Below are 6,095 nucleotides of genomic sequence, written 5' to 3' on the forward strand. Positions count from 1 at the left end.
TGTTCGACAGGCAACGAAATAAAACTCGGAAAACCTTGCTATAGCTGTATCTCAAGCAGCTATTTGATCAACAAGGCACAATATAGGTACTAATCTAGGGTAATATCACGAACATAATTTATACAAATCACGATTAACTAACACAGAAAATTTGGCGTGCTATACGAGCTGTGATCTTATACTACTTTTTTAGGGGGATCACATGTCTTACGAGCAATTTCTTAAGTTTTTTGGCAGCCTTGGTGATCCAAAACAAACAGCTAAAGTTTTACCGGGGTAATGCTGTTGAAATTATGACGTGTTTTAGGCAAGTAACGCTTTACATGTTGCGCGCAGAAACCTCAAAAAAACCTGAGTATTCCTCGAAAGCAAAAGAGATCACCGATGAGTACAGACTATTTAAAAAAGGTTTTGTTAGCGGGCATAAAGGAAAGTGAATAAATAGTAAACACTCATTCTCACACCCTGTTCATATTGATATTAAAACATACACTAAATCCAAAGTGCATTTTATTACAATAAATTCTTATCATAAAGGCGATAGCGTTTATATTCCACTCCCCCAAAAATTTTTACCGTCGAGCGTGCACCAAGATTATCTTCAAGTACCCAAGACAACTCTATCTCCCTAATACCAGATTTAAACAAGGCCTTTTGTACTTTTTCCAAAATCTTAAATCCTAGTAGTGGTCGTAAACCTGTATCAGCATGTAATTTTTTAACTCCCATCAAGATCATACGAGCACTTTTCGGAAAATTAACTTTAAGACGCCAAAGTAATTTTAACCAACCAAATGGAAATAAACGTCCATTTAAATCTCGTGCTGCCTCATTGATATTAGGGATAGCCACGACAAAAGCGACAGGCTGACCATCCAATTCTGCAATTTGAATCAAATCATCGTTGCTAAACAACAATAACATTGAGGCAATTTCCTTAAACTCCGCATCAGTGCAAGGAACATAACCCCAATTATTCGACCATGCATCATTAAAAATATCATGCATGATTTCAAATTCACGATTTGACTCCTTACGATTAAATGGCCTTATCTTAATACGTTGAGCATATTTTACGGCAACAGTCTTAATCTCTTTAAAAGAACCTTTATCAAGCCCTTCTGTATATTTATAAGCAATTAAATCTTTGACCTTTTTATAGCCAGCTGATAGCAAGAGGTGCTCCATAAAAGGTTGTCCATGTCCCATCATGATCGAAGGTGGGCTATCAAACCCTTCCACTAATAAACCCGCCTCTTGATTAATGGATAAATTAAAAGGACCACACACTCTCTTCATTCCTCTTTTCTCTAACCACTGCTCAGCTACAGCAAACAAAGCAACCGCCACTTCTTCGTCATTCTCAGCTTCAAACATACCAAAATGTCCTGTATCATCGGCATATTGTTTCAAGTACAAGTGATCAATTTGAGCGCTAATACGACCTACCACTTTATCATCACGTAACGCTAACCACATTGCGACGTCAGCATGTTCAAAAAATGGATTTTTTTTAGAATTAAGTCGCTGGCGAAGCTCAAACAATAAAGGAGGGATCCAACAAGGATCGGCTTGATATAAGCTCCAAGGTAATTTAATAAACTGACTCAACCTCGCTGCCGTATTGACTGGCACGATATTTATATCACTTAATATAGGCATAAGATTATTCAAATGCATTACTGTCTCCCTCAATTGTTTGATGGTATGTTCACTACTGATAAAAAAGCGCAACCGAGAACCCGGATCAGAAACCGCAGGTGGCAACAATGGCAAAACTTATATTCCTTTATCTTTTAAGGCAGTTGAAATATCAATACAAGGTTTCTCATCTCTTATAATCAAAGGGATTATAGGTGTTCCAGTACTATAGATTCCCACATATCCCCTTGCTCTTTAAACATAGAACGTAATCGCAACGCATTGTTTTGCAAATTACTTATACGCTCACTTTCTTGTCGAAGTAATCAAAGCCCTGCAGCTGTATTTGCAGGGCTAATGCCCACTAAATAGAACAAGTGTACTTTAAATAACGGATCACCCTTTATTAGCAGCCATATAACCGCCGCATGTTCCCAAGCTCTTACTCAGGTACTTCACCCCCGACCTTATTGCCCATCGACACAAGTATTATGGATTAACTCATCAAAGCAAATACATTCGTCAGGCCCAGCTAAGTGACCTAATACATTCACATTCGTCGCGTGCCCTTCCACAAAAACAAACGCATTATCGGTCCCAAGAAAGTCAGCAATTTCTGACTCTAGTAAGCCATGTAAACGACACTCTCCTCCCACCAATAGACTGGCTGAAACCCATATGCCATATTGATTAATGACGCTTAATACCTCGACGCAAATAGAAGGATGACCACTTAAGCATAAATAGTTATAACTTGAAAAATTGATACATTCTTGCCCTTCTATACCAACTGTCGCACTGTTTATGTTATCGATTGGAATAAAAAAGGGTAACGGCTCTTAATAAGCGTTTAATCTTGCATCTAAGCATTTCAATTCAGGAAACGAACCTTGGCTAAAGTTAACCAATGCTATTGCTCTATCAATATTATTCGCAAATGCTTCGCTTGATGGGTTATCTTGAGCAGCTTGTATAGCGCTATTATTTTCACTGTTATTTAATACCAAGCTGGATAAATTTATTTTTTATAGTGTATTGTCGCCAAATACGAATGTCGCTTTCTGTTGGGATCCCAATAATCGGTACTTGCTCACTTAGCGCAGACGTTTTACTTACTTTACCGCTAGATGTTTTAGTTACAGTCATTCGATAACCCCCCTTATCTCTCTCCTATGAAGGCGTGTAATTTGTTGCGTAAGAGACGAAATGCTTGGATGTTCATAAACAATTGTTGGATCTATCTCTTGCCCCAACCAATCAGATAAATCGCCAGTCATAGCAGCAATTGATGACGACTCTAAACCAAAGGTATCAAAACTAGCATCAACATCGATATCCTCTTCTTTTTTATCAAGCATTCTTCCCAAATAGGAAACCAACCAAGCTTCCATGTTTTCTCCAGAAAACTGCTCACTCATATCACCTCCCACATTAATATATTCATTGTTTATTGAAACCGAGCACTATTTCTTTGCTCAATAGAAGGCTGCTTTACATCCCATATCAACCCCAACTTCTCAAGCAAACAAATCACAAAACCGCCAAGATCAAGCTGCCACCATTCAAATCCTAACTTCGCCGATGCAGGAAAAGCATGATGATTGTTATGCCAAGACTCACCAAATGTAAAAATGGATAACCACCAAATATTTCGGCTCTCATCACTGGTTTTAAACTCTTTTTTACCCACCATATGAGTCAAAGATGCGATAGCCATAAGGCTATTCGCCCCCACAACAAGTCGTATCAAGCCTCCCCATAATACCGCAGTGAAACCAGCCAGAAAGGATTGACAAATTAAGCCGCAAACAACTCCAGGTAACAAGATCCCCAAAAGAACCCAATAATAATAATATTGGCTAAAACGAATAACATCTGGATCCCGCAAAAGATCACGGGCGTAATAAATAGGGTTAGGCACCACATAATCAAATGTCCATCCGATATGTGAATGCCAAAATTTTTTAACGCCTGTTAATTTCTTGGACTTTTTAAAATAGGGTGAATGAGGATCATCATGTTGATCTGAATATTTATGATGACACCTATGCATAGTGACCCAAGAAATGACAGTTCCTTGAGCACAAAAGCTTCCTGTAATAATGAACAAGCGTCTAACCCACTTAGAAGCTTTAAACGCCTTATGCGTAAAATGCCTATGATAGCCAACTGTCATACCTAATCCTGCAATAAGATACATGATAAGAAATGCCATAAAGTCCACCATGGTCGGTAACACATTATAAAATGCTAGTATAATAGTCGTAAAAATACCCAACACAGGTATGGATATGAGAAAAATGGCGCGCTTAGCTAGTGAAAAAGGCAAATAACGATGATCAATAGTCTTAGAAAATGGCCTTTCATCAACAGCAATATCATCATCACACATTGTATTTTTCATAATTCACTTAACCTATATTTAAAGTTAAAAGTTTAGATTGATAATATAGTTGTTGCGTATGATACCGTTTCACTTTTCCACTTGACGTTTTAGGTAAGCTTCGTTGCTTCACAAAAATACAATCATGAAGATTAATACCATGAACTTGAAAAACGATTAATTTAATCTTTTCTTTAATACTAGAAACATCAGATAAAGGAGTCACTTCTTGCACTAAAATCAGGTTTTCTTCATTATTTATGTTAACCGAAATAGCCGCATTCGCCATTCCCCATAACTCCGGCGCAGCATCCATAGAAGATCGCTCAATATCTTCGGGATGATGATTCACCCCTCGAATAATAATGAGATCTTTGATACGCCCTGTCACAACTAAACGTCCATCAACAAAATAACCATTGTCACCTGTTCTAAGATATGTCTTAGGATCACCTAAAAGTCTTGCATTAAAAGACGCTTGACTAGCATCTGGATTATTCCAATAGCCCCGTGAAACATTATTTCCATGTACCCATATTTCACCTTCTTCGCCATCAGCAACAGGCTGTAAACAATGGGGGTCAACGATAACAACCGAACACCCATTTATTGTAAATCCGCTATCTAAGAGATGCTTACCATCCCCCTCTTGAATCTTTAAAGCCGCAATTTTAGGGCCACCTGACACCAGTAACGTCGCCTCAGCAAGCCCATAACATGGGAAAAAAGCATCACGGTTAAAATTAATAGATGAAAAGCGTTCTGAAAACTGGTGTAACACCTCATACCTAATAGGTTCAGCCCCAACAAAAGCCAAATCCCACGAAGATAAATCCACTCCTTCAATATCTTGATTTTTGATACGCTTAACACATTCAGCGAAGGCAAAATTAGGCCCCCCAGATGTATTAACTTTAAGCTCTGATATGGCTCTCAGCCATCGGCTTGGCTTTTGCATAAACTTAAAAGGGCAGAGAATACCTGTTCGAAACCCTTCTACTAACGGGTGTATAACCCCTCCCACAAGCCCCATATCATGGTAAGGAGGCAACCATACTAAGCCTTGAGTATTCGCCGAATGTTCAAACGCACGACCAATAGAATATGAATTACTCAACAGATTGTTATTATCTATCGCAACCGCTTTGGGCATTCCAGTAGAACCAGAAGTATACTGAAGCACCATAATAGCATCTGGATCTAAGGTGATATCTGTTAATAGCTCATATTCACTGTCTAATTCCATTACAGTAAATATGACTAAATTATCCCTAAGATCACTATCAAAGCTTATCACATCATAATTAGTGATAACTGCTGATGGCATCGCATCCTTTATCACAGCTTTTAACGCATCTTTTTTCCCCGCACCTTGAGGCCGAGGTAATGGAACAGCTATTGCCCCAAGATACAAGCAAGCATAAAAGGCTGCAAAAAAATCTAAACCTGCCGACATGAAAATCAGAACACGATCGCCAGATGATGCAGATGACGACAGGGCTTTAGCCCACCTTTTAGCACGATAAATTAATTGCTCATAGCTAATCGAAATATTTTTCTTATCAGTACAATAGGTAATTGCATCTGGCCAATCCTTATAAGTAGCATTAGTCTCTAATGCCTTCAAAATATGCTCTGCTCTACTGCGGCCTTGATTCATAGCCACTATACTCTCCTTATACTCAAAAGAGGTTTAAACACAGCCTTAAATCAATGTTCATATTCACGACGATTAAAGCAACAGCTCTCTATCTACAGAATCAGTATTCACAATCTAACTGATTTATTTTATTGGTGCTCCCCAAAACTCCCAAGGAACAAAAACTAAGGATAATCCTCCAACGACAAAAAAATAAAACAAAAGGAAAGAGTTATGTTTTAATCGTCTATTGACACCAAAAGCCACTAAAAAAATTCCAATGAGAAACAAAGTAGTAAGAATAGCTGCACCGTCAATAGGTTTATTATCTAATGTAGTAGCATGATCCGTTAATGCTTAAAGATCCCCTCATATTTTTATTCTAAATAATCCCGAAGACATTGCGATAAATAAGATGGTTCTTCATATAAC

General features: G+C 38.1%; 6 protein-coding genes. All 6 read right to left on the reverse strand.

Translation table 11 applies throughout. The features are described 5' to 3' along the window. Positions 1 to 513: 513 nt before the first annotated feature. A complete protein-coding gene (locus tag Q0791_RS24045) occupies positions 514 to 1,680 on the reverse strand; it encodes a hypothetical protein (RefSeq protein WP_299011797.1) in 1,167 nt (388 codons plus the stop codon). Between the two features lie 428 nt (positions 1,681 to 2,108). Then, the gene (locus Q0791_RS24050) at positions 2,109 to 2,300 is read right to left on the reverse strand and encodes a hypothetical protein (RefSeq protein ID WP_299011798.1); all 192 of its coding nucleotides are present in this window, start codon (positions 2,298 to 2,300) and stop codon (positions 2,109 to 2,111) included. 334 nt (positions 2,301 to 2,634) lie between these two features. Then, positions 2,635 to 2,787: a hypothetical protein gene (locus Q0791_RS24055; protein ID WP_299011799.1), complete on the reverse strand. Its 153-nt coding sequence runs from the start codon at positions 2,785 to 2,787 to the stop codon at positions 2,635 to 2,637. After that, positions 2,784 to 3,059 (reverse strand): acyl carrier protein, encoded by a 276-nt coding sequence (locus Q0791_RS24060; protein WP_299011800.1) that lies wholly within the window; start codon positions 3,057 to 3,059, stop codon positions 2,784 to 2,786. Before Q0791_RS24060 ends, Q0791_RS24055 begins: the two co-directional genes overlap by 4 nt. A gap of 29 nt (positions 3,060 to 3,088) precedes the next feature. After that, positions 3,089 to 4,045, reverse strand: coding sequence for an acyl-CoA desaturase (locus Q0791_RS24065; protein WP_299011801.1), 957 nt, complete (start codon positions 4,043 to 4,045; stop codon positions 3,089 to 3,091). Between the two features lie 7 nt (positions 4,046 to 4,052). After that, positions 4,053 to 5,684, reverse strand: coding sequence for a fatty acyl-AMP ligase (locus Q0791_RS24070; RefSeq protein ID WP_299011802.1), 1,632 nt, complete (start codon positions 5,682 to 5,684; stop codon positions 4,053 to 4,055). Between the last annotated feature and the right edge of the window lie 411 nt (positions 5,685 to 6,095).

The sequence above is a fragment of the uncultured Shewanella sp. genome (assembly GCF_947495455.1).
In the GTDB taxonomy this organism is placed as follows: Bacteria; Pseudomonadota; Gammaproteobacteria; order Enterobacterales; family Shewanellaceae; genus Shewanella.

Bases quoted from the DNA above. Each gene is read 5' to 3' on its own strand.
- Q0791_RS24045 (WP_299011797.1), bottom strand. From the start codon at position 1,680: ATGCATTTGAATAATCTTATGCCTATATTAAGTGATATAAATATCGTG.
- Q0791_RS24055 (WP_299011799.1), bottom strand. From the start codon at position 2,787: ATGACTGTAACTAAAACATCTAGCGGTAAAGTAAGTAAAACGTCTGCG.
- Q0791_RS24060 (WP_299011800.1), bottom strand. From the start codon at position 3,059: ATGAGTGAGCAGTTTTCTGGAGAAAACATGGAAGCTTGGTTGGTTTCC.
- Q0791_RS24065 (WP_299011801.1), bottom strand. From the start codon at position 4,045: ATGAAAAATACAATGTGTGATGATGATATTGCTGTTGATGAAAGGCCA.
- Q0791_RS24070 (WP_299011802.1), bottom strand. From the start codon at position 5,684: ATGAATCAAGGCCGCAGTAGAGCAGAGCATATTTTGAAGGCATTAGAG.